Below are 24,196 nucleotides of genomic sequence, written 5' to 3'. Positions count from 1 at the left end.
CTGAACTCATGGACCCAGAGACGATCACCGCCGCGGTCGCCAACAACGTGCGGGCCCAGCGGGCGCACCGGCAGATGACCCTCGACGAGCTCGCCGCGCGCTCGGGGGTGAGCCGGGGCATGCTCGTCCAGGTCGAGCAGGGCAGGACGAACCCGAGCATCAGCACGCTCACCCGCATCGCCGACGCGCTCGGGGTGACGGTCGCGCGGATGGTGGAGGTCTCCGACACGCCCGTGGTCCGGGTGGTCAGCGGCGCCGACGTCGTCACCTTCCCGCACGGCAGGTCCAGCACCGCGCGCCTGCTGGTCGGCACCGACGCGCCCGCCATCCTGGAGCTGTGGGACTGGCGGCTGGCCCCCGGCGACCACCACGACGGCGACGCCCACCCCCCGGGCACGCGCGAGATGCTGACCGTCCTCGAGGGACGGCTCACCCTCTCGGTGTACGGCAAGAGCCACGTCGCGGAGACGGGCGACGCGGTCGTGTTCAGCGCCGACCGCCCGCACAGGTACGCCAACGAGGGGGACACGCCGCTGCGGTTCATGATGGTCGTGACCGAACCCCGGGAGACGCCCGACCGCTCCTGAGGCCCCTGAGCGGGCGGGTGACCGACATCTCACCCGACTGTTTCCGGGACCTTGAGTGGACGGGGGCGATACCCCGTCCGGATGTTCCCGAGATCTTGAGTGGACGGGGGCCGACATCTCACCCGGCCCGTTTCCGAGGTGAACCGAGACACCCCGTCCAGCCCCTCCTGAGGCCCCCGAGCGGCTGCGTGCCCCACGACCTCGGTACATGTGGCCCGCCGACCGCTATGTATCGTCCGCCTGCCTTGGGAGCTTTAAAGCTCTAACTGGCCGCATCGGATGAGACATGGCCACCAGGGTGCGCATCTCGCCGGATGTGGCATGAAGTGGCGCGTCGGTACGGACATCCGGCGGTCGATGTCCCATCCTGGTGGAATACCCGGTCATGATCTTGCGGGGGGACCCGGCCGGGCCGCTCGCCGTCCCCGCGGCGCTTTCGGGGGGAAGCATGCGGGTGTGGCGGGTGTGGCGGGTGTGGGTCGTGCCGGTGGCGTTGCTGTTCGCGCTCTGGGGGTGCACCTCCCCGATCGCCCTGGTGGGATCGGTGGAACCGGCGACCGTGGCGTCCCCCCTCTTCGCGGGGCACGCCGGGTTCGAGAAACCCGCGGTGCCCGGCGGACCCGTACCCGCCGCGCCCGGGGCTCCTGCGGCGCCCGCCCCCACCCCTGCCCCCCTTCCCGTCCCCACCCCTACCGCCGTTCCCGGGCCCGGGCCCGGCGCGGGGCGGCCGCACTGGGCGTGGGACGATCTTCCCGTCTCCCCACGGGCGCGCCGGATCGACTGCGAGCGGATCAAGTGCGTGGCGCTGACCTTCGACGACGGGCCGGGGGCTTACACCGGGCCACTGCTCGACATCCTCGCCAGGCACCGGGCCAGGGCGACGTTCTTCGTCGTCGGGCGCATGGTCTCCGAGGACGGCGGGAGCACCCTTCGCAGGATGGTGGCCGAGGGGCACGAGCTGGGCAACCACACCTGGGACCACCCGCAGCTGCCCGCGCTGTCGCAGGACGGGATCAGGGAGGAACTGGGCCGTACCCAGTGGCTCGTCAAGCAGGTGACCGGGATCACGATGATCCTCATGCGCCCGCCGTACGGGTTGACCGACTCCAGGGTCGCCGCCGAGAGCCGCCAGCTGGGGCTCGCGCAGATCATGTGGGACGTCGACACGCTCGACTGGCGCGACCAGGACCCCTCGCTCGTCGCCCAGCGCGCGACCGAGGCCGGGCCGGGCTCCATCGTGCTGATGCACGACATCCACGCCTCCACGGTCCAGGCCGTCCCCCGGATGCTGGACGACTTCGCCGCCAAGGGCTACAGGTTCGTGACGCTGTCCGAGCTGTACGGTGGGCGCCCCGCGCCGGGGAGGAAGCACTACGGCAGCCCGTGGCGCCTACGCCGCTGACGGGGAGCCAGGCGGAGGGAGCGGTGGAAGGCCCGGCGGAAGAGGCGTGAACCTTCCGTGCCCGTTCCCCGACTGTCCGGGGCGAGGAGGCAGGGTGACCAGACTTATCAGAGGGTGTAGGCCCCGTCCTTTAGGGCGGGGTAGGCCCGGCGCATCACAGGAAGTTGATCACTTCGAGTTCGTCTTGTCCTGGTCTGCGGATCAGTATGGTTCCGCCTTCGGTGCGGAGTTGCTCCAGGTAGGCGTATACCTGGAGTGCCCGGTTGACGGTGTCGGTCTTGGTGTCGCCGGTCAGTTCGGCGCCTTTGGCGAGGGCTTCGGCGCCGCGTTGGGTCAGGTTCACCGTCAGTCGCTCAAGAGGACTCATGCGCACATCGTACATACGCCACACGCATTTTCCGGTATCATTGACCTCATGCGGCTCAGGTACAACTTCCGCCTCCACCCGTCGCCGGGGCAGCGCCAAGCGCTGGCACGGGCGTTCGGGTGCGCGCGGACGGTGTACAACGACGGACTGCGCATTAGGCGCGAAGCCCACGCGGGTGGCCTGCCATACATCAAGGACACCGACCTGCAGAAGGCCGTGATCACGGCGGCGAAGAAGAGGCCGGACCGGGCATGGCTGGGTGAGGTGTCCTCGGTCGTGCTGGTGCAGGCGCTCGGCGACCTGCACGTGGCGTTCCGCACCTTCTTCGCCTCGGTCACCGGAAAACGTAAGGGCCGTAAGGTCGCCGCGCCGCGGTTTCGGTCCCGGAAGGATTCGCGGCAGGCGATCCGGCTGACCCGCAACGGGTTCTTGGTCCGCCCGCACGGGCGCCTGTACGTGGCCAAGGTCGGCGAGATCGAGGTGGTCTGGTCGCGGGAACTACCGTCTGAGCCGTCGTCGGTGACGGTGGTCAAGGACTCGGCGGGCCGCTACTTCGCGTCGTTCGTCATCGAGACGGCGGACCAGGTGCTGCCGCAGACGGCCTCCGAGATCGGCATCGACCTGGGTCTGACGCATTTCGCGATCACCTCGGACGGCCGAAAGGTCGCCAATCCACGTATCCTGCGCCGCGCGGCCAAGAGACTCCGCACGCTACAGAAGGCGCTGAGCCGAAAAGAGAAGGGGTCGGCGAACCGGGCCAAGGCCAAGCTCAAGGTCGCCAAGGCGCACGCCAGGGTGACCGACACGCGCCGCGATTTCGCCCACAAGCTCTCCACCACGTTGATCCGCGACAACCAAGCGGTCTATGTGGAGGATCTCGCCGTGTCGGGTCTGGCCCGCACAAAGCTGGCCAGGTCGGTGCACGATGCGGGTTGGTCGCAGTTCGTGAGCATGCTGGAGTACAAGGCGAGGCGGTATGGCCGCCACTTCGCCAAGATCGACCGCTGGTTTCCCTCTTCGAAGCTGTGCTCGGTGTGCGGGAGCATCGCCACCTCGATGCCGTTGAACGTCCGGTCGTGGATCTGCCCGTGCGGGGCGGTTCACGACCGGGATGTGAACGCGGCGATCAACATTCTGGCCGCCGGACGGGCGGACAGGTTAAACGCCTGTGGAGGCGACGTAAGACCACCGCTCGCGGTGGCGGACGCCCGCGAAGCAGGAACCCACCGGAGCGTCGCGTGAGCGGCGCGGGAGGAATCCCCGGCCTTCAGGCCGAGGAGGACGTCAATGACGAACTGCTGGTGGTCCGGTGCCGGCTCGGCGAGCGTGAGGCGTTCGCGGAGCTGGTGAGGGCCTGGCACGACCCGGTGTGGAACTACGTACGGCGCATGCTGGGGCACTCGCGGGCCGACGACGTGGCCCAGGAGGTCTGGGTGGCCGTGGTGCGCGGGCTGCCGCACCTGAAGGAGCCGGGCAGGTTCGTGCCCTGGCTGTTCACGATCGCCAGGCGCGCGGTGGCCGACCGGCTCCGCGAGGAGTACGCCAGGCCCGAGATCCCGATGGAGGAGGAGCGGGCGTCCGCCGATCCCGCCGATTTCGCCGATGCCCTGGTGGACCGCGCCGACCTGTTCGCGGGCCTGGCGGAGCTGCCGGTCAGGGAGCGGGAGGTCCTCGTGCTGTTCTACCTGCAGGACCTCTCCCTGGAGGACTGCGCCCAGGTCTGCGCCGTCCCCGTCGGCACGGTCAAGTCACGCCTGTCCCGCGCGCGGCGCATGCTGCGCGAACAGCTCACGGAGAAGGGATACCGATGAACCCCGATGACATGATCGGCAGGCTGTCCGGCCCGCTGTCGCTGCGCCGCCGGATCGGCAACGTCGTGGCGCTGCTCGGCGGCCTGGGTGGGGCGCTGTTCACCGGCCTGCTGTGGGCCACGGAGCCCGTCCTGCCGGGCCGTACGCACCTGGCCTTCGGCGCGCTGGTCGCGCTCGGCCTGACCTGGGCAGGTTACGGGGCCTGGGCACTGACCCGGAGGACGCCGCTGTTCGCCCTCGACCGGGTGATCGCCGCCTGGCTGGCGGTGGCGGCGACGGCCCTGCTGACGGCGGGAACGGCCGCGGTCGCGGTCGCCAGGGACACCTGGGCGGGCACGGCGGGGGTCACCGTCGCCGCGACGCTGGCCGTGCTCGCGGTGGCCGTCCTGCTCAGGGCCCGCGCCGATCGCGCCGCCCTGCTGCGGCGCAAGCGCGAGCTCGGCGGCTGAGGCCCGCCACGGCCAGGGCCGCCGCGAGGCAGGCCATCGGGATCGAGGGCAGCACGTAACGGTGGTCGAAGTCCAGCGCGGCGATCGGGGCGAGGAGCAGGAAGACGGCCGCCGCCCACGGCAGCAGGGCCGGGCGTCGCCGTCCGGCGGCCCCGAGGGCGCCGAGCAGCAGGAGCGCGCCGATCAGCGGGCCGTGCAGGACACCGGGGTAGGAGTACGCGCCCAGGAGGCTCCCGTACGGCTCGACCGACGACATCCCCCGGATGTCGCCGTCGTACTCGCGGCGCACCTGGTCGATCAGCGGGAAGGCGGGCAGCGGCCAGGAGCCGACGGGGAACGTGAGGGCAGGAGAGACGCGCAGGGGGTGGCGCACCGGGGTCGGCGCGAAGGTGAGGGAGGCGTCGCGGGCGACCTCGCGGAGGTAGTCCAGCGGCTGGGCGGCGATGGCGCGCAGCGCGAAGGACCTGGCCAGGTCGTTGTGGGCGAATCGGCCTCCCGGCAACCTGTTGAGCGAGGCTCCGGCCGCCCAGACGTACTCGGACGCGGCGTCGACGACGGTGCCGTTCGGGCACAGGACCGCCTCCCTCGCCGGTGGCCTGATCACCGAGCAGTCGGCGAACGTCATCGTGCGCGCCCACAGCGCCACGCCGTCGGAGCCGCTGAGCGCGAACCGCCCGTGGTGCTGCTGGTACCAGCCCGCGTAGGCCGCGAGCGGCAGCAGCCCGGCGACGGCCAGTGCCACCACCCGTCGCCGGCCCGCCCGCCGCAGGAGCAGGTGGAGCAGGACCAGCCCGAGCAGCGGCACCGCGACCGTACGGGTGAGCCCGGCCAGTGCCAGCAGCAGGCCCGCCACGGCGACCGCCCGCGCCGACGGCCTGGCCCGCCACATCAGCACCGTCAGGGCGGCGGTGATGAGGAAGATGAGCTGGGTGTCGGAGAGTACGGCGTGTTCGAGCCTGAGGAAGGCGGGGTTGAACAGCACGGGCAGGGTCGCCAGGGTGGCTCCCCATCCGGGAAGCGAGTGGCGGCGCAGCACCAGATAGATCATCAGACCCGTGCCGAGGCCCATGGCGTGCTGGACGCCCGCGACGAGCTCCACGCTGTGGAAGGGCAGCAGCAGCCGCAGCAGGAAGGGGTACCCGGCCGGGTGGAACGCGCCGGAGGGCTCCAGATGGACGGCCGTGTTCAGATAGGTGAAGGAGTCGTACCAGTAGAGCTGGGCGGTGTCGTAGCCGAGCATGACGAGGCCGCGGAGCCCCGCCGCCAGGATGATCACGACGGTGAACAGCCGGTGGCCGCCGAGAGCGTCGCGGATGGCGCGGAGCCGGTCGCGTGGACCGCTTCTTTCGGGCGGGGCGGGCAGGGTCCGGGTCCCGCCGGGTGAGGTGAGCATGGATGATCCCCCGTTCCGAGGCCGGGAAGTTCCCGGCACGGTGGGAGCAGTCCAGCGATCAGCCGATAACCTTGCCGTCACCGAAATCGGTTATGTCCGCGTTATGCCGTCTGTGGCACGCTGGCGCGATTCGGAGCCGGGGGAGGCGTCTTGCGGGTATTGGTCGTCGAGGACGAGCTGATGCTCGCCGACTCGATCGCGGAGGGTTTGCGCGGTGAGGCGCTCGCCGTCGACGTCGCCTACGACGGGGAGGCGGCGCTGGAACGACTTCGGCTCCACGACTACGACGTGCTCGTCCTGGACCGGGACCTGCCGGGCGTACACGGTGACGACGTGTGCAAGACCATGGTCGCCGACGGGGCCCTCGTGCGGATCATCATGCTCACCGCGGCGGGCGACGTGCGCTCACGGGTGGCGGGCCTGTCCCTCGGCGCCGACGACTACCTGCCCAAGCCGTTCGCGTTCGAGGAGCTGACGGCCCGCGTGCTCGCGCTGGGCCGCCGTGTGCGGCCCGCCGACCCGCCGCTGCTGGAGCGGGCGGGCATCAGCCTGGACCGGGCGCACCGGCAGGTGTTCCGCGACGGGCGCTACGTGCCGCTCGCCCGTAAGGAGTTCGGCGTGCTGGCCGAGCTGCTGCGAGCCGGTGGGGCGGTGGTCTCCAGCGAGACGCTGCTGGAGAAGGTGTGGGACGAGCACACCGACCCGTTCACCAACACCGTGCGGACGACGATGATGAAGTTGCGCCGGAAGATCGGCGATCCGCCGGTCATCGAGACCGTCACGGGAGTGGGATACCGCATTCCATGAAGATGAGCGTTCGTTTCCGGTTCGCCGTGGTCTGTGGCACGGTCTTCCTCTACCTCGGCGTCGTTCTGGTCGCGGGACTCGCCTTCCTCGTACGGCAGAGCCTGGAGCCCCGCGACGGGTTGCGGCATCCCCAGTACATCCGGGTCGCGGGCTTCTACTACATGCCGCAATATCCCGAGTATCGGGTGGCGGAGCAGCGGGTCGCGCAGGTCAGGCGCATCTACCAGGCCGACACGATCAGCAACGTCCTCACCGTGGGTGGCTTCACGGTGCTCGTGGGTGCCGGGGTCGCGACGATGGTCGGCTGGCGGGCCGCGGGCTGGGCGCTCCGCCCCGTCAGATCGGTCACCGAGAGCGCGCGATACATCGCCCAGAGCCATGACCTCACCGGTCGCATCACCTACGCCGGACGAGACGACGAGGTCAAGGAGCTCGTCGACATCGTCGACACCATCGTCGGCCGCCTGGCCCGTTCCTTCGACGGCCAGCGGCGCTTCGTCGCCAACGCCTCCCACGAGCTGCGCACCCCGCTCACCATCAACCGCACCCTGGTGGACGTGGCGGTCAGGCGGCCCGACGCGAGCGAGGACGTCAAGCGGCTCGGCGAGTCCCTGCTGCTGGTCAACACCCGGCACGAGAGGCTGATCGACGGCCTGCTCGCCCTGACAGAAGGCGAGCAGGCGGTCCTCGACCGCCGTCCCTTCGACCTGACCGACGTGGTCGAGCACGTGCTCGACCTGGCGGGCAAGGAGGCGGGAGAGCGCGAGGTGACCATCCACCGGCTGCTGGACCCCGCGCCGACCGCCGGTGAACCGGTGCTGGTCGAGAGGCTCGTGCAGAACCTCGTGGAGAACGCGATCCGGCACAACCACGACGGCGGCCAGGTGTGGGTGACCACCCGGCAGCGCGCCGACCGGGTGGAGCTGGTGGTGGCGAACACCGGGTTGCCCGTACCGCACTACGAGATCGAGACGATCTTCGAGCCGTTCCGGCGGCTCCACGGCGACCGGCTGCGCTCCGATCGCGGCAGCGGCCTGGGACTGTCGATCGTCCGGGTCGTCGCCGAGGCCCACGGCGGCAACGTGACCGCGGGCTCCCGGGAGGAGGGCGGCCTGACGATCACCGTCGAGCTGCCGCGCGAGAGTCTCTGACGCCCGGTCATCGGGTACCCGCCGGTATCGGGCGAGCCGGGTGCGCGGTTCGAGGGTGAGGCGGGCAGGCCGTTCCCTCGGCACGAGGGGTCCTCCCCGGGTTTCCCGGGCGGCCCGATCCGGTACGGCTCCCCCCGGGGGGAGCCGTACCGGATCGGGCGTCAGGTGAGCAGCGTTACGAGCGCGGCGAAGGCCACCCACGCGAGCAGCAGGGCCAGGTGCATCCGGCCGGTCATGACCTGCCGCTCTTGGAGGGCGGTTGGAGACCACTAGTTCCTGGTGATCACACCGCAGGCGACGCGCCCGCCGGAGTCTCCCGCCTTGAGGGTCTCCGCGTCCGGGCCGGTGTCGCCGGTCGGGTCGCCCGGGTGGCTGTAGCGGTCGGGAACGTTGGAGTGGTTGTCCGGCAGGGCGTGGACGACGACGGAGCTGCCGTCGCTGTCGAAGAGCTGTCCCACCCGGAAGCGGTCGGTCACGACGGTCGCCTCACCGGTGCCGTCCTCGGCGACGAGAAGGTTGGGCAGGTCGCCGGAGTGCCCGCTGTGCGTGGCCGGGTGGATGGTGAAGTGCGCGCCCGCGCTGGCGAAGGGACTGCGGGTGACCGGGTCGATCGCCCTGGGGTCGCAGACGCCCTTCATGTGGATGTGGAAGCCGTGGTAGCCGGCGGGCAGGCCGCCGACGGTGATGGTGAGCCGGGACTTGTTGTACAGCCTGTGGTCGATACGCAGGAAGCCGACGCTCTTCCCGGCGGTGTCCTTGATGACGGCCTCGGCCGACGGCCAGGGCAACGGTGCGGGCTCCGACGTCCGTGACACCTGAGATGCCTGAGATGTCCGAGACATCGCCTGGGCGGCCGGGACGGTGCCGGCTCCGGCCGTCACCGTGCCGAGCGCGACGGCCAAGGCGAGACAGGTCCTGTGAAGCATGAGATATCCCCCGTACGAGTCCTGGGCTCCCCTGCCGTGACGCGGGGAGCGGCAGCACAGGGTTCCTACCTCAGGAGGGGGCGGGCACCGGGGGCACCACGCCGTCTCGCCGGGCAAAGTCGTGCCGTACCGAAGTCGTGCCTTATCGAAGTCGTCCGGTGCGATGCCGGACCGCACGAAATCATGCCGTACGAAGCCGACCCCGTACGAGGTCGCCTCTCACGCGGCGCGGGACCACACGGAGTCGTGTCGTACGAGGTCGCCTGGACGCGGGGCCGCGCGGAGTTGTGCCGTAGGAGGTCGCTCCGACGCGGGACCACGCGAGGTCATGCCGTACGAGGTCGTCTCACGCGACGCCGGGCCGGACGAGACCGTCCCGCCGGGTGAGCCCGGCGGGACGGGGTGGAGCAGCGGTGAGGATCAGTTGGTCCGCTTGGCGCGGGCGGTGGTCCGGGCGCGGGTCGAGGCGTCGAGGACGACCTTGCGGATGCGCACGTTCTCCGGCGTGATCTCCACGCACTCGTCCTCGCGGATGAACTCCAGCGCCTGCTCCAGCGAGAGCTGGCGCGGCGGGATCAGCGTCTCCGTCGTGTCGCTCGTCGAGGAGCGCATGTTGGTGAGCTTCTTCTCCTTGGTGATGTTCACGTCCATGTCGTCGGCGCGTGAGTTCTCACCGACGATCATGCCCTCGTAGACCTCGGTGGTCGGCTGGACGAACAGGACGCCGCGCTCCTGCAGATTCAGCATGGCGAACGGGGTCACCGGGCCCGACCGGTCGGCGACCAGCGAGCCGTTGTTGCGGGTGCGCAGCTCGCCGAACCACGGCTCGTAGTCCTCGAACACGTGGTTCACGATGCCGGTGCCGCGGGTCTCGGTCAGGAACTCGGTCCGGAAGCCGATCAGGCCGCGGGCCGGGACCACGAACTCCATGCGGATCCAGCCGGTGCCGTGGTTGGTCATGTGCTCCATGCGGCCCTTGCGGACGGCGAGCAGCTGGGTGATCGCCCCGAGGTATTCCTCCGGGCAGTCGATGGTCACCCGCTCGACCGGCTCGTGGACCTTGCCGTCGATGAGCTTGGTGACGACCTGCGGCTTGCCGACGGTCAGCTCGTAGCCCTCGCGGCGCATCTGCTCGACCAGGATGGCCAGCGCCAGCTCGCCACGGCCCTGCACCTCCCACGCGTCGGGACGGTCGGTCGGCAGGACGCGCAGCGACACGTTGCCGACGAGCTCCTTGTCGAGCCGGTCCTTGACCATGCGGGCGGTGACCTTGGAACCCTTGACCCTGCCGACCATCGGCGAGGTGTTGGTGCCGACGGTCATGGAGATCGCGGGCTCGTCGACCGTGATGAGGGGCAGCGGGCGCGGGTCCTCGGGGTCGGCGAGGGTCTCGCCGATCATGATGTCCGGGATGCCGGCGATCGCGATGATGTCGCCGGGCCCCGCCTCCTCGGCGGGCTTGCGCTCCAGCGCGTCGGTCATCAGCAGCTCGGTGATCTTCACCCGCTGGATGGTGCCGTCGGTGCGGCACCAGGCGACCTGCTGGCCCTTCTTGATGGTGCCCTGGTGGACGCGGCAGAGCGCGATCCGGCCCAGGTAGGACGAGGCGTCGAGGTTGGTGACGTGCGCCTGCAAAGGGGCTTCCGGGTCGTACACCGGGGCCGGGATCGTGCTCTTGATGACGTCGAACAGCGGCTCGAGGTCCTCGGAGTCCGGCATTCCGGCGTCCTCGGGACGGTTGAGCGAGGCGCGGCCGGCCTTGGCCGAGGCGTAGACGATCGGGAAGTCGATCTGGTCCTCGGTGGCGTCCAGGTCGATGAAGAGCTCGTAGACCTCGTCCACGACCTCCTTGATGCGGGCGTCGGGGCGGTCGACCTTGTTGATGCACAGGATGACCGGCATCTTCGCGGCGAACGCCTTGCGCAGCACGAACCGGGTCTGCGGCAGCGGCCCCTCGGAGGCGTCGACCAGCAGCACGACACCGTCGACCATGGACAGGCCCCGCTCGACCTCACCGCCGAAGTCGGCGTGGCCGGGGGTGTCGATGATGTTGAGCGTCATGCCACCGTGCTTGACGGCTGTGTTCTTCGCGAGAATGGTGATCCCCTTCTCGCGTTCGAGGTCGTTGGAGTCCATGACACGGTCATCCACGTCCTGGTTGACGCGGAAGGCGCCCGACTGCCAGAGCATGGCATCCACGAGAGTGGTCTTGCCGTGGTCGACGTGCGCGATGATCGCGATGTTCCGCAGGTCGTCGCGGCTGTTCAAAGGCATGATGGAGTCTCACTCTGTGATCGTGGAGGCTGACCGCGGACTGTGCGGCCCTCCCATTTTAGTTGATCCGGACAATCGCTCTCACGTCTCCGGCATATGAAGCGCGCCAATTCACCCGCGGGACACCCTCCGGCCCCCCTGCCGGAGGCCATGACCGGTACCGCGGATCGGGGCCGCGCCCGGGGCGCAAGCGGGGCGCGACCGGGCATCCGGCACTCCCTAAGCTCGGATTCATGCCTCTCGCACCGTCGCTTCCCGTAATGCTCAGAACTCGGGACAACCTGCGGATAGACGCCGCCCACACCCCCTCGCGCGGCGCGGACGACCTCGGGATCGTCCTGGCCCACGGCTTCACAGGATCCCTCAGGGAACGCGCCACGCGCCGCATTGCCCACGTGCTCAGCGGGTTCGGCGGGGTGGTGGCGTTCGACTTCAGGGGACACGGCCGTTCGGGAGGCCGGTCGACCGTGGGAGACCTGGAGATCTTCGACGTGGAGGCGGCGGTACGGCACGCGCGGGCGATCGGCTACCGGAGGGTCGTGACCGTCGGGTTCTCCATGGGCGGGGCGGTCGCCGTACGGCACGCGGGGGTGCTGGGCGGCGTGGACGCGGTGGTGTCGGTGAGCGCGCCCGCCCGGTGGTACTACCGGGGGACCAGGCCGATGCGCCAGGTGCACTGGGCGATCGAGAGGCCGGTCGGGCGGCTGGCCGCGCGGCTGGGCAAGCGCACCCGGATCATGAAGGGGGTGTGGGACCCGCTGCCGCTGGCGCCCTACGAGGCGGCGGCGAAGATCTCCCCGGTGCCGCTCCTGGTCGTGCACGGCGACGCGGACCGGTTCTTCCCCCTCGACCACGCGTACCAGATCTACGAGGCCGCGAACGAGCCGAAGGAGCTGTGGATCGAGTCCGGCTTCGGCCACGCGGAGTCGGCGGCCACGCCGGATCTGGTCCGCCGCCTCGGGGGATGGGCCGCGGCCAGGTCCTGTCCCCCGGAAGCTGTCTATCCTCTTGAAGATTGACCATAGGGCGATGTCGATGTGACGGCGGCGGGCAGAGGCGAGGGACGGGACGCATGCGAAGCATCTACGTTGCGGGTCTTGGGCGGGGAGACGGCAGGCAGATCGTCGAGCTCGGCCTGATGGAGCTGCTGACCGGGCGGGCCGACCGCACGGGGGTGTTCCGGCCGATCACCGGCGGCGGCGAGGACCGGACCCTGGAGCTGCTCAGGGCCAGATACCGTCCCGCCGCCTCGGCGACGGGGGTGAGCGCCGAGGAGGCCGCGGAGATCTACGCGGAGCGGGGCGCCGAGGAGCTCATCGGCCGCCTGGTGGCCCGCTTCCACACCCTGGAGCGCGAGTGCGACGCCCTGCTGGTGCTCGGCAGTTCCTTCGACACCGACGACCTGCCACGCGAGCTCGCCTTCAACGCCCGCCTGGCCGCCGAGTTCGGCGCCCCGGTGATCGTGGTGGTGGGCGCGCACGGCGACGACGCCGAGGAGATCGCGACGGAGATGCGTACCGGCCACCAGGTCTTCTCCGACCTGGGCTGCACGGTGCTCGCGGTGATCGCCAACCGGGTGCCCGAGGGCACGGTCATCGAGTGCGACCTGCCGGTGCCCTGCTACGCCGTGCCCGAGCACCCGTCGCTGTCGGCGCCGACCGTCGGGCAGGTCATGCGGGCCGTGGACGCCGAGCTGATCCAGGGCGGGCAGGACGGTCTGCTGCGCGACGTACTCGGGTTCGTGTTCGGCGGGGCCACGCTCCCGGTGTTCCTGGAGCACCTCGTCGACGGCGCACTCGTGATCACGCCGGGCGACCGCGCGGACCTGCTGCTGGTCTCGCTGGCCGTCGAGGCGGCCGGTACGGCGAGACCCGCCGGGGTCGTCCTCACGGTAGGGGAGAGGCCCAGCGAGGCCGTACGGGAGCTCACAGCCCGTCTGGCGCCCGGTGTGCCGGTGCTCGCGGCCAAGGAGGACAGCTTCACCGTGGCGACCACCCTGGCCGGGCTGGAGGGGCGGCTCACCGCCGACAACCCCCGCAAGATCGAGACGGCCCTCGGCCACTTCGAGGCCCACGTGGACGCGGCCGGTCTCGCCGACCGGATCGAGCTGACCCGCTCCGAGCGGGTCACCCCGATGATGTTCGAGCACACCCTGCTGGAGCGGGCGCGGGCCGACCGGCGGCACATCGTGCTGCCGGAGGGCGAGGAGGACCGCATCCTGCGGGCGGCCGACATCCTCCTGCGGCGCGGCATCGTCGACATCACCCTCCTGGGCAGGGAGGAGGTGGTGCGGCGGCGGATCGGCGACCTCGGCCTCGACCTGTCGGGCGTGACCGTCGCCGACCCGCTGACCTCGCCGCTGCGGGAGTCGTTCGCCGAGGAGTACGCCGCGCTGAGGGCGCACAAGGGCATGACCTCCGAGCTGGCCATGGACGTGGTCGCCGACGTCAACTTCTTCGGCACGATGATGCTGCACCGGGGCCTGGTGCACGGCATGGTCTCCGGGGCCGCGCACACCACGGCCGCCACGATCCTGCCCGCCTTCCAGATCGTGAAGACGGTTCCCGGCACCTCGATCGTCTCCTCGGTGTTCTTCATGTGCCTGGCCGACCGGGTGCTCGTCTACGGCGACTGCGCGATCAACCCCGACCCCGACGCCGAGATGCTCGCCGACATCGCGATCTCCTCGGCCCGTACGGCGAGGCGGTTCGGCGTCGAGCCGAGGATCGCGATGCTGTCCTACTCCACCGGCGAGTCGGGCAGCGGCGCCGACGTCGACAAGGTCCGCGCCGCCACCGCGCTGGTCGCCGAGCGGGCGCCCGATCTGCTGGTCGAGGGCCCCATCCAGTACGACGCGGCGGTGGACGCCAGGGTCGCCGCCGCCAAACTGCCCGGGTCGCGGGTCGCCGGCCGGGCGACCGTGCTGATCTTCCCGGACCTGAACACCGGAAACAACACCTACAAGGCCGTGCAGCGCTCGGCCGGCGCCGTCGCGATCGGGCCGGTCCTGCAGGGACTGCGAAGGCCGGTCAACGACCTGTCGCGCGGAGCCCTGGTCACCGACATCGTGAGCACCGTCGCCATCACCGCCGTACAGGCGCAGGAGGTCACCACATGAGCGAGCGAGCCGCGCGGCCGACCGGGATCTCCGGCAGGGAGGGTGGTCGGAGCGGGGACGACGACCCGAGCCGGGACGGCGGCGCGAGCAGGGGCGGTGACCTGGGCGACCTGGACCGGGGGAGCGGCTCGGCCCGGGACGGGGAGCCGGGCCGAGGGGATCTTCCCAGCCGGGTGCTGGTACTCAACTCCGGGTCCTCCTCGGTGAAGTACCGACTCCTGTCCGGTGCCGAGCGGCTCGCCTCGGGAACGGTGGAGCGCATCGGCGAGCCGGGCTCCCCGGTCCCCGACCATCGAGCGGCACTGGAGGTCGTCGCCGACCGGCTGGCCGCCGACGGCCTGGGACTCGACTCCCCCGAGCTCACCGCGATCGGGCACCGGGTGGTGCACGGGGGCACGACCTTCACCCGGCCCACGCTGATCACCGACGAGGTGGTCAGGGGGATCGAGGCGCTCATCCCGCTCGCGCCCCTGCACAACCCCGCCAACCTGGCGGGCATCGAGGTCGCCCGGCGGCTCCGCCCCGACCTGCCGCAGGTCGCCGTCTTCGACACCGCCTTCCACGCCACGATCCCCCAGGCCGCCTCGACGTACGCGATCGACCGCGAGGTGGCCGCGCGGCTGGGCGTGCGGCGCTACGGCTTCCACGGCACCTCACACGCGTACGTCTCCCGCCAGGCCGCCCTCCTCACGGGCGGGCCCGGGGCCAACGTGATCGTCCTGCACCTCGGCAACGGGGCCAGCGCCTCGGCGGTGTCCGCCGGGCGGTGCGTGGACACGTCCATGGGCATGACCCCGCTCGAAGGGCTCGTCATGGGGACCCGCAGCGGCGACCTGGACCCGGCGGTCGTCCTCTACCTGGCGCGTACGGGAGGCATGTCCCTCGACGAGGTCGACGCGCTGCTCAACCGCCGCAGCGGCATGCTCGGTCTCTGCGGCGACAACGACATGCGCGCGGTGACAGAGCGGGTGGCCGCGGGCGACCCCGACGCCGAGCTGGCCATGTCGGTCTACTGTCACCGGCTCCGCAAGTACGTCGGCGCCTACTACGCGGTCCTCGGCACGGTCGACGTCATCGCCTTCACCGGCGGTGTCGGGGAGAACTCCGCCCTGGTCAGGGAGCGGGCACTGGCCGGTCTCGGGGCGCTCGGCATCGCCGTCGACCCGGTGCGCAACGCGCGCGGCGACACGCTCATCTCCGCCGACGGCGGGGCCGTGCGGGTCGCGGTGATCCCCACGGACGAGGAGTTCGAGATCGCCCGGCAAACTCTCGCGGTCGTTTCCAGAACCGATCGCGGATAAAACACGTCTACCACTGCAACGGATGGATGACATCCGCCGGGAGAAGTCCGCGGGACCCGAATCATCGCTCGGCGATCGTCGTGGGACATACTTCTTGTGATCGGATGGTCGCCCAGCGTCGCGGGGGTGCGCTGGGCGGCCGTCCGGCCGTGTGCCCGTACGGCTCGTCGCGAGCCGTACGGGCGCATCTGGACCTGACCTCGCGTGATCCCGCCGGACAGGCCGGGGGCCGGGCGCCGACCACGCACGGGGCGCCGTGTCCGTTGAGTCAGGCGTCGAGACGCGTGTTGCACGGGGCGCCGTGCCCGTTGAGCCGGGCGTCGAGACGCGCGTTCGAGGCCGGTCCTCTCAGCCCAGGCGGGCGATCGACTTGTACTCCAGGTAGGCCGACAACCCCTCCGGGCCCAGCTCGCGGCCGAGGCCGCTGCCCTTGAAGCCGCCGAAGGGCGAACTCATCTCGATCATGTAGAGGTTGACGCCGTAGGAGCCGGTGCGAACCTGGCGGGCGACGTCCATGCCGTGCTCGGTGTCGGCGGTCCACACCGTCCCGGCCAGGCCGTAGTCACTGTCGTTGGCGATCCGGATCGCGTCCTGCTCGTCCTCGTACGGGATCACCGTCAGGACCGGCCCGAAGATCTCCTCGCGGGCGATGCGCATCTCGTTGGTGGCCCCCGCGAAGACGGTCGGGGCCACGTACCAGCCGCGGTCGTAGGGGCGATCCAGGCCGCCGACGACCGGCTTGGCGCCCTCGTCGATGCCGATTTTGATGTAGCCCTCGACCCGCTCCTGCTGCCGCTTGGCGACCAGCGGGCCGATGCCGGTCGCCGGGTCCGACGGGTCGCCGACCGGCATGGCCCGTACCATCGCCGAGACCGCGTCCACGACCTCGTCGTAGCGGTTGCGCGAGGCCAGGATGCGGGTCTGGGCGACGCAGGCCTGGCCGTTGTTCATCAGCGAGGCGATCGACAGGAAGCCCATCGCGGAGGGCAGGTCGCAGTCGTCCAGGATGATCGCCGCGGACTTGCCGCCCAGCTCCAGGGTGCACCGCTTGAGCTGCTCTCCGCAGATCGCCGCGATGCGGCGCCCGGCGGCGGTGGAGCCGGTGAAGGCGACCTTGTCCACGCCCGGGTGGGACACCAGGTGCTCACCCGCCTCGCGCCCGGCGGCGACGATGTTGACGACGCCGTCGGGGATGCCCGCCTCCTTGACCATCTCGGCCAGCAGGTAGGAGTCGAGCGGGGTCTCGGGCGCGGGCTTGACCACGACCGTGCACCCCGCGACGAGGGCGGGGGCCAGCTTGATCATGATGACGAACTGCGGGACGTTCCACGGGACCACGGCGGCGACCACGCCCACCGGCTCGCGGCGGACGGTCACGGTGCCGAACGTGCCGGGGCGCTCCTCCTCGACGGGGAAGGTCTTCCCCAGCTCGGCGTAGTACTGGAGCATGCCGAGCGGCTGCGGGGCCTGCGCCAGCTGGGAGAAGGTGATCGGGGAGCCCATCTCCAGGGTGATGAGCTCGGCCATCTCACCCTGACGGGCCGCGTAGATCTCGGCGAGCCTGCCGACGACGGCCGCGCGCTCGGCCATCGTCATCCGGGGCCACGGGCCGTGGTCGAACGCCTGGCGGGCGGCGGCCACCGCCCGGTCCATATCGACGGGTGTACCGTCGGGGACCCGGCCGACGACCTCCTCGGTGTGAGGGGAGACGACGTCGATGATGCCGGTCCCGGCGGGGGCCACCCAGTCGCCTCCGATGAAGAGCGTGTCGTGCTGGCGCATGATGTGTTGCCTCCTGGTGGGCGGGCCAGAGTCGCGATTCTCGGATGGTCTCATCCGCTGGGAGGGGCGCCACGCGCCCCGCCGCTGCTTGAGACCGAATCATGTTCTGTCGCTGATGACAAGGGTGGCCGGCGGCTTCGTCCCGTGGGCGGGGTGGTGCGTTCCGTGCGAGGATTCACCAGGGTGACAGGAGTGACATGTCTTGCAATGCTTGTTTAAATCACCCTAAAGGGGCAGATCGCTCACCAATGGTGCGCGAGTTCCTTCGTTCCGGTGGCGAGCGTCAAGATCGCCTTCTATAGTTTCGCTCCGTCTATGAGGGGGCTCCGGAGGTGAGCGAAGCGTGAGGCCGACTCGCGCAGCCGCATTGGCTGTCGCACTCACCGTGATGCTCCTGTCGCCGGCCGTCGCCGGGGCCACGCCCCTCCGGGTCGCCAAGCCCAACCCCGAGGCCGAGCTCAAGAAGCTCACCCGGGAGGCCGCCGCGATCAACAAGAGTTACCGCGGCCAGGTGCAGAGCCTGGAGGAGACCCGGGTCCAGGCCAGCAAGGCCACCACCAACGCCAAGAGCCTCAGGCGCGCCCTGGCCAACGCCGAGACCGACGTCGTGCGCTTCGCCCAGACCGCCTACATGGGCGGCGCCCTCGACGACGGCAACCTGCTGAGCTTCCAGGGCAACGCCAACCTGGCCCTCGGCCAGGCCGCCACCATGTCCTACCTGGCCAGCCGCCGAGCCAGCCAGCTCAACCGGGTCAAGGACCTCATCAAGAAGGCCAAGACCGCGGAGAAGTCCGCCGACGCGAAGGTCGTCAAGCTCAAGAAGGACATCGCCGACCTCAAGAAGCAGCGGATCAGGATCGAGAGGCTCCTGGCCAAGTACGGTTTCCAGACCCCCTCGGGCAGCGGCGGCCTGACCCCCCGCACGGTCACCATGCGCAACCTCGTGCTGCAGAACTTCCCCATGCCGAACGGCTACGGCTGCCTGCGCCCCGGCGACCCCGGCGAGCACGGCAGCGGCCGGGCCTGCGACTTCATGATGAGCGGCGGCGGCGCCGTCCCCACGGAGGAGGCCATGGACCGCGGCAACCGCCTCGCCCAGTGGGCCATCGAGAACGGCAACCGCCTCGGGGTCATGTACATCATCTGGCAGCAGAGGTACTACGACGTCCGCACCGGCGCCGGCTGGAAGATGATGTCCAACCGAGGCGGCAACACCGCCAACCACATCGACCACGTCCACATCTCGATGTTCTGAAAAGGATGCATATTGCATCTGATGTGGCACCTGCATCAGACGCATAGGTGTTCTGGCGGGTGGTGTGCGGCCGGTGAGGGGACCGGCGTGACCTTGCCAACGGCTCCCACAACCGTCAGGAGTGATCCTCTGGGACTCCGTCAGCCGCTTGGTGAAGCGGTGCACGTGATCGGGCCTGTGGCGCCTTCGGCCAGGTGTCCGGTGTACGCGCTGATTTTGTGGGTCGCCATACGGTGTGTCCCACGCGATGACCTGTCGGGCCCTACGAGTTCACCCATTCAGAACTTGACGAATCCGTACAGCGCGAGATGGTTCGACTTCGTGCTGCCTACTGTGTGGCCGATGCTCGACGGTTGCACGGTGCCCTCGATGAACAGGTAGTCGATCTTTCTGGAGCCGGAGGTCGCCTTCGTTCCGTAACCGGTCATGCCGAAACCGCCGAGCGTTGTCGGGGCGATGCCCGTGCGATTGGCGTCGATTCCGATCACGCGGATCGTTGAGGTGTTCATCAGGCTCGCGGCGTCCGCGCCGACATGGATGCCGGATTTCGCGATGCCCGCGGAGCCCGCACCCGCGCAGGCGTTCGCCCCGTTCTGTTCCGGGAGGTGCATGGTCGCGGCGAACACCGGTGTTCCCGTCGCCTTGATGGTGAACTTCGCGGCGATGGCGCTGGTGCGCTTCCACTTGTGTTCATTGGCGCTGCTCGCGTCGTTGCTCGGTGGCTTGTACAGCGTGCACCCGGCCCCGTCGCGGTAGGACGTTCCGGGCTTCAGCCAGCCCGCGCTCCAGTATTTCGAGATGTTGCCCGCCGCGAGGCTCAGCGTTCTGGTGTTGTAGAGGATCCCGTTGGTCTGCTTCTTCTTCAGGTCGCCGAGCGATTGCTGGCTGCAATTGTGCGTGCCGCCCCACACCTCGGGGTCGTCCCAGGCCACGATCGCCTTGTAGGTGCCCGCCGGATAGTCGAACTTGGCCGAGAGCTGATCGGCGTACGCCGTGGCCTGTCCGGCGCCACGTACCTGTTGCACGATCAGGAGGTCGGGCGCCTGCACGTCTGAGGTGCTGGTTTTGCCGTTGTCGTCGACCAGCATCGACGTGAGGTGGTCCGGACCCGAGACCCGGGTGCACGAGCCGTCGGTGTTGTTCCTGACCAGATTCTCGATGTTGTTGTTGTAGACCCGTAAGACGCGATCTGCCGTGGTCGTGGTCGTGGTCGTGGTCGTGGGCGCTTCGTGCGCCTGCGCGGCCGAGGGAGCGGCTGTGGTGAGCGCGGCGGCCGTCACCAGCGCTATCGCACCAATAGATCGATGATCGAATGACATTGCCGCAGACTACCGATTCTCCCGGGTTCGTGATGGGTTAATGAGGCGAGCGCGACAGGTAGCGGACGGTGGTCTCGCCCTCACACGAGGAGACGCTGCGGCGAATAGGTACGGCCATGCATGTTCGTGGAAAGAGGAATTCGGTGAAGCGCTGATTATGGCGGTGGTGGCGCTCTCAGGAGTGGCGGGGCCGACCGGGTCCGCGAAGGCGGTGCCGACCCCGGAGGTCCGCACGTTTTCCTCTTTGAATCAGACGGCTTCAGAGACCTCTGATCTTTGAGAATCGTGCCTTTTGTCTTTGACGGCTTGGCATCTCCTTATCCGCGACGCGTCACGCCTGCGGATGAAACCCATCAAACTGAGGCGCTCTACAACTTTCGGACAGTCGTGAACATAATCTGACAGAAAATCTGAAAGAGGTAAGTGCGTGACGCGACGTCACAGGCAGCTCTCGATTAACACTACTTACACCCGCGATCCGTATAAGCTCAGCCTGAGAACCGACTGTCCGGAAAGCCGGAGCACCCCAATTCTTGTGCCACTCGTTGAGAGGAGAGTGGCATGGGACGGCGTGGGCTATCCATCGGCTTTCCGGCGCAAGGTGCTGGATCTCATTGAGGCAGGCCACATGATCACCGGCCCGTCCGTCACCCGCCAGATCCGGAGGTGACTCTGTCGGTGGCATCCGGCAGGATCTCCCGCATGCAGCTTTCCCCTCAAGCGCAGCACCTGCTGGATCTGATGACCGGAGCCGGGAAGGACCATGGTGAGTGGCCCGACGCCTCTCAGACGAGCGCGGTCGAGCTGGGCACGCTGATCCCTGTGGCCTACCGGGTCGGGAAACAGGCCGGAGGCGCGATGAAGGGCCGGTTCTCGACCGAGGATCAGGCCAAGCAGCGGCAACCGCTGTTCACGCCCGAGGCATGCGCCGACATGTTCGACGCGCTGGTCGAGAGATTACAGACCCGGAAATGGGCGGACCTGTGCGTCGGGATCGGTGCGCTGGTGCGGTGCCCGGCGGGAGCGCCGTTGGAGCGGCTGGCCGATCCCGCCCGCACGCTGGTCGGCTTCCTGCTGCGCGAGAACCGGCTGGACAACCCCTTCCCCCTGCTGGCGGCGGCCGGGCTCGCGGGGCTGGACACGGAGGTGGCCGCCAGGCTCACCGAGAGGCGGGGGCCGATCGCGGTCGCCGAGGTGGAACTGCTGCTCGGCTGGGATGTCGAGCGCCGGGCGCTGTACGCCGAGTCAGTGCAGGAGCGGTCCTACAACTCCTCGCCGCCGCTACCCGACGTCTGGGAACGGCTCGGCGGCCTGCCCGACTGTCTGGCCTTCGCCCAGGCGACCCTGGAGGCGGCCGAGGCCCGCGTCGCAGCGATCCATGCCGGACAGATCCCCTATCAGGCGGACAAGGCGTTCGAAGACGGGGAGAAGGAGACCATCGGCCGGGCCGTACGGCTGGCGCTCTTCCGGGACGAGCCCTGGCTGCCCGAGCTGCTGCGGCGGCTCCTGCGCGGGGTCTCGGTGGCACCCACCCAGGCCAGGACACTGCCCTCACAGGGCGTGCTGTTCGAGATCGCCCGAGCGGTGGAGGACCACCCCACCCCGGAGGCCATCTCGGCGCTGCGAGCCGCCCGTGAGGCGACCAGGCACGCGGGGGTGCCCAAACAGCTGGACCGCATGCTCAAGCGGATCGAGCCCGCCCTGGCCAACCGGATGGAGGTGGCCTTCCGGCTGCCCGACGGGCGGGTACGCCAGGCGGTGGGCGAGCACACGGCGGTGATCTCGACCGAGGGCGAGGTCGAGCTGTCGTGGTGGCACGGGGACAAGAGACTCAAGTCCGTCCCAGCGGCGGTCAGACGCGAGCACGCGGACGAGGTCAAGCGGCTGCGGGGGCTGGCCAAGCAGGTTCGGCAGCAGCAGGCGACCTTGGTCAGAGCGCTGGAGGCCGGATACGCGAGCGAGAGCGCGCCGCCGTACCGGCGGTTGGCAGGGCAGCCGCTCACCGAGCGGCTGATCTGGGAGTTCGAGATCTCCCCTGGTGTGTGGCGGAGCGAGCTGGGGCTGGGCCTGCCGGACACGCCGGTGCGGCTGTGGCATCCGGCCCGCGCGTCGCTGGAGGAGGTGATCGCCTGGCGGGAGGTCGTGCAGGAGAAGGAGCTGCGGCAGCCGTTCAAGCAGGCGTTCCGTGAGGTGTATCTGCTCACGCCCGCCGAGGAGGCGACCGAGATCTACTCCAACAGGTTCGCCGGGCACGTGGTCGACTACCGAAAGTTGTACGCGCTGTTCAAGCAGCGGGGCTGGCACGCCGACTACATGGGGCCCTGGGATGGCGGTCGTTCCGGAGAGGCGCGACGTGTGCTGACCGGTGGACGATGGCGGGCGGAGCTCCACCACGAGTACCTCTCGTACGACGAGGGGTACGCGGTCACCGATCAGGTCCGCTTCCACCGGCTCACGGAGGGCGAGTGGCACCCGGCGCCGCTGACCGAGGTGCCGCGGCTGGTGTTCAGCGAGGCGATGCGAGACGTGGACCTGTTCGTCGCGGTCACCTCGATCGCGACCGATCCCGAATGGGCCGACCGTGGGCCGGATCGGCTGCGGGACTACTGGCGGACGGGTTCGTTCGGGCCGCTGCCACCGTCCGCCGAGGTGCGCCGGGACGCGCTGTCCCGGCTGATCGGCCGCACGACCATCGCCGGCCGGTGCACGTTGACCGGCCGTTTCCTGGTGGTCCGGGGCGACCTGCGCACCTACAAGATCCACCTCGGCTCGGGCAACATCCTCATGGAGCCCAACGACGCCTACCTCTGCATCGTCCCTCGGGGCGGCGGCGACCAGCTCTTCCTGCCTTTCGAGGAGGACGGCGGGATGCTGTCGATCATCCTGTCCAAGGCGTTCCTGCTGGCCGCCGACACCGCCATCACCGATCCGTCCATCACCCACCAGCTCCGCAACTGACCCGACCATGGGCCGAGGCGGCGTGTGCGGCAGTCTGCCCAGGATCACGGCGACTCATCGACGACCGCTTTTCTACAGTCCCCCGGCCCCGGCCCCGGGTGGGAATCGGGGTCGGGGTCAGGGGCGGGAAACCCGAGGGTGGCTAACGCTCCTCGGCCAATCCCAGGTACATCAACTCCGGCATCCTGGGGTGGAACGCGATGGAGGGAACCTTGTCGTACGAGTTGTGGGCCACGGTGACCTTCCTCCGGCGGGAGTCGTACCGGTAGATGTCGGTGCCGTACGCCTGGAACGAGGTTCCGAACACGAAGTAGACGACGTTGGGGTTGGTCGGGTGGGCGGCCATCACCGGCCCGTTGACGATGGTGACCTCGTTGGTCTGGTCCACGACGGGGGTGAAGTTCCGGCCGCCGTCGGTCGACCGGTAGATGTGTCGGCCGCCGGACGGTGCGCCCGCGTCCATCTCCGCGGTGTCCAGGCCCATCGCGTACACGACGTTCGGCGCGGCCGGAGAAATCGTGACGCTGAACGCGCTGATCTTGCCACCCTTCTCGCTCAGCCCGGAGGACGCGATCCACGAGCGTCCACCGTCGAAGGTGACGTGGGCGCCGGTCCCCATGCCGCCCACCACCACATGATCGATGTTGGACGGGTCGAACGCCGCGGTGTAGAAGGCGTTCAGCGGCCCGGAGGGTACTCCGATGGGCTTCCAGCTGCGCCCGCCGTCGTTCGAGTCGTAGAGCCGCCCGTCGTTGTCGGACACCCGCACGTGGTCGCCGTTGCGCCGGTCGGTGCCGAGCCCGCTGACCTCACTGACCGGTGAGGTCAGCGGGGTGGAGCCGGAGGGCGTGGCGAGCGTGAGGTTGCCGTCGCGGTCCCAGGCGTAGGCCCGGCCGCCGCGGGCCGCGGCCAATCCGAGGTACCAGCCGTTCACCTTGCCCACCTGCGTCCAGGTGCAGCCGGCATCACGCGAGCTCAACAGTACGTTGTTCGACAAGGCGAGTAGTGCGTCGGGGCGATCGAGGGTTACCAGCCCGGTGGTGTAGACAACCGGGCGCAGCACCTGACTGGTCGCCGTGAGCGTCCTGCCCTCGTTCCGGGTGAACGTCACAGACCCGTCACCGGTGACCGTTCTGCACCGTGGCTGCTTCCAGTCGTCAACGCCGCCACCGGCGACAGCGGGTGTGGCGGCTGACAGGACCGCGAGAGCGGTCGTGAATCCGATGATGAACGCCTTCTTCAAAGCTGTCCCCCTGGCAGACTGTGCTTGTGAGAGGTCGAAATTTCCCCCTGTAC

General features: G+C 69.6%; 19 protein-coding genes. 12 read left to right on the top strand and 7 right to left on the bottom strand.

Features of this window, described 5'->3' with window-relative positions; genetic code table 11:
• Nucleotides 1-8: 8 nt before the first annotated feature.
• Both OG587_RS45330 and OG587_RS45325 read left to right on the top strand, forming a co-directional pair.
• A complete protein-coding gene (locus OG587_RS45330; RefSeq protein ID WP_329085184.1) occupies nucleotides 9-587 on the top strand; it encodes a helix-turn-helix domain-containing protein in 579 nt (192 codons plus the stop codon).
• A 385-nt stretch (nucleotides 588-972) separates the two neighbouring features.
• Complete coding sequence (locus OG587_RS45325; protein WP_329085182.1) at nucleotides 973-1,989, top strand: polysaccharide deacetylase family protein; 1,017 nt, start codon at nucleotides 973-975, stop codon at nucleotides 1,987-1,989.
• Between the two features lie 154 nt (nucleotides 1,990-2,143).
• Here the strand turns inward: OG587_RS45325 and OG587_RS45320 are convergent, their stop codons facing one another.
• Nucleotides 2,144-2,356 (bottom strand): hypothetical protein, encoded by a 213-nt coding sequence (locus tag OG587_RS45320; RefSeq protein ID WP_329085180.1) that lies wholly within the window; start codon nucleotides 2,354-2,356, stop codon nucleotides 2,144-2,146.
• 48 nt (nucleotides 2,357-2,404) lie between these two features.
• Here OG587_RS45320 and OG587_RS45315 point away from each other — a divergent pair, with 48 nt between their 5' ends.
• From OG587_RS45315 to OG587_RS45305, 3 genes are read left to right on the top strand one after another with little or no spacing between them, the layout of a single operon-like run.
• Nucleotides 2,405-3,598 (top strand): RNA-guided endonuclease InsQ/TnpB family protein, encoded by a 1,194-nt coding sequence (locus OG587_RS45315; RefSeq protein ID WP_329085178.1) that lies wholly within the window; start codon nucleotides 2,405-2,407, stop codon nucleotides 3,596-3,598.
• Complete coding sequence (locus tag OG587_RS45310) at nucleotides 3,595-4,167, top strand: RNA polymerase sigma factor (RefSeq protein WP_329085177.1); 573 nt, start codon at nucleotides 3,595-3,597, stop codon at nucleotides 4,165-4,167. Before OG587_RS45315 ends, OG587_RS45310 begins: the two co-directional genes overlap by 4 nt.
• Nucleotides 4,164-4,616: a hypothetical protein gene (locus tag OG587_RS45305; RefSeq protein ID WP_329085176.1), complete on the top strand. Its 453-nt coding sequence runs from the start codon at nucleotides 4,164-4,166 to the stop codon at nucleotides 4,614-4,616. The genes OG587_RS45310 and OG587_RS45305 overlap by 4 nt, the downstream gene beginning before the upstream one ends.
• On the opposite strand, the gene OG587_RS45300 is transcribed toward OG587_RS45305, so the two are convergent.
• On the bottom strand, nucleotides 4,558-6,009 hold the full coding sequence (locus OG587_RS45300; RefSeq protein WP_329085175.1) for a hypothetical protein: 1,452 nt from the start codon (nucleotides 6,007-6,009) through the stop codon (nucleotides 4,558-4,560). The two genes, OG587_RS45305 and OG587_RS45300, sit on opposite strands and share 59 nt — an antisense overlap.
• 150 nt (nucleotides 6,010-6,159) lie before the next feature.
• Between OG587_RS45300 and OG587_RS45295 the strand changes: the two genes are divergently transcribed.
• On the top strand, nucleotides 6,160-6,816 hold the full coding sequence (locus tag OG587_RS45295) for a response regulator transcription factor (RefSeq protein ID WP_329085174.1): 657 nt from the start codon (nucleotides 6,160-6,162) through the stop codon (nucleotides 6,814-6,816).
• Between the two features lie 2 nt (nucleotides 6,817-6,818).
• A complete protein-coding gene (locus OG587_RS45290) occupies nucleotides 6,819-7,967 on the top strand; it encodes a sensor histidine kinase (RefSeq protein WP_329085173.1) in 1,149 nt (382 codons plus the stop codon).
• A gap of 269 nt (nucleotides 7,968-8,236) precedes the next feature.
• On the opposite strand, the gene OG587_RS45285 is transcribed toward OG587_RS45290, so the two are convergent.
• Both OG587_RS45285 and typA read right to left on the bottom strand, forming a co-directional pair.
• Nucleotides 8,237-8,893, bottom strand: a complete 657-nt coding sequence (locus OG587_RS45285; protein WP_329085172.1) for a superoxide dismutase family protein — start codon at nucleotides 8,891-8,893, stop codon at nucleotides 8,237-8,239.
• Nucleotides 8,894-9,313: 420 nt separating this feature from the next.
• A complete protein-coding gene (gene typA, locus OG587_RS45280; protein WP_329085171.1) occupies nucleotides 9,314-11,167 on the bottom strand; it encodes a translational GTPase TypA in 1,854 nt (617 codons plus the stop codon).
• A gap of 260 nt (nucleotides 11,168-11,427) precedes the next feature.
• Here typA and OG587_RS45275 point away from each other — a divergent pair, with 260 nt between their 5' ends.
• From OG587_RS45275 to OG587_RS45265, 3 genes are read left to right on the top strand one after another with little or no spacing between them, the layout of a single operon-like run.
• On the top strand, nucleotides 11,428-12,186 hold the full coding sequence (locus OG587_RS45275) for an alpha/beta hydrolase (RefSeq protein ID WP_329085169.1): 759 nt from the start codon (nucleotides 11,428-11,430) through the stop codon (nucleotides 12,184-12,186).
• A gap of 53 nt (nucleotides 12,187-12,239) precedes the next feature.
• Entirely contained in the window at nucleotides 12,240-14,285 is a 2,046-nt protein-coding gene (pta, locus tag OG587_RS45270) for a phosphate acetyltransferase (RefSeq protein ID WP_329085167.1), read from the top strand.
• The gene (locus OG587_RS45265) at nucleotides 14,282-15,586 is read left to right on the top strand and encodes an acetate/propionate family kinase (protein WP_329085165.1); all 1,305 of its coding nucleotides are present in this window, start codon (nucleotides 14,282-14,284) and stop codon (nucleotides 15,584-15,586) included. Before pta ends, OG587_RS45265 begins: the two co-directional genes overlap by 4 nt.
• 348 nt (nucleotides 15,587-15,934) lie before the next feature.
• Here OG587_RS45265 and OG587_RS45260 read toward each other — a convergent pair whose 3' ends face one another.
• Entirely contained in the window at nucleotides 15,935-17,368 is a 1,434-nt protein-coding gene (locus OG587_RS45260) for an aldehyde dehydrogenase (protein WP_329085164.1), read from the bottom strand.
• Nucleotides 17,369-17,711: 343 nt separating this feature from the next.
• On the opposite strand from OG587_RS45260, the gene OG587_RS45255 reads away from it, so the two are divergent.
• Nucleotides 17,712-18,623: a coiled-coil domain-containing protein gene (locus tag OG587_RS45255; RefSeq protein ID WP_329085162.1), complete on the top strand. Its 912-nt coding sequence runs from the start codon at nucleotides 17,712-17,714 to the stop codon at nucleotides 18,621-18,623.
• A 278-nt stretch (nucleotides 18,624-18,901) separates the two neighbouring features.
• On the opposite strand, the gene OG587_RS45250 is transcribed toward OG587_RS45255, so the two are convergent.
• Nucleotides 18,902-19,942 (bottom strand): hypothetical protein, encoded by a 1,041-nt coding sequence (locus OG587_RS45250; protein ID WP_329085161.1) that lies wholly within the window; start codon nucleotides 19,940-19,942, stop codon nucleotides 18,902-18,904.
• Nucleotides 19,943-20,644: 702 nt separating this feature from the next.
• Here OG587_RS45250 and OG587_RS45245 point away from each other — a divergent pair.
• The gene (locus OG587_RS45245) at nucleotides 20,645-22,900 is read left to right on the top strand and encodes a DUF4132 domain-containing protein (protein WP_329085159.1); all 2,256 of its coding nucleotides are present in this window, start codon (nucleotides 20,645-20,647) and stop codon (nucleotides 22,898-22,900) included.
• Nucleotides 22,901-23,042: 142 nt separating this feature from the next.
• Here OG587_RS45245 and OG587_RS45240 read toward each other — a convergent pair whose 3' ends face one another.
• A complete protein-coding gene (locus OG587_RS45240; RefSeq protein ID WP_329085158.1) occupies nucleotides 23,043-24,011 on the bottom strand; it encodes a WD40/YVTN/BNR-like repeat-containing protein in 969 nt (322 codons plus the stop codon).
• Nucleotides 24,012-24,196 lie beyond the last annotated feature (185 nt).

The organism is Streptosporangium sp. NBC_01469 (genome assembly GCF_036227305.1).
GTDB lineage: Bacteria > Actinomycetota > Actinomycetes > Streptosporangiales > Streptosporangiaceae > Streptosporangium.
This window is presented reverse-complemented; position numbering and strand designations above follow the sequence as displayed.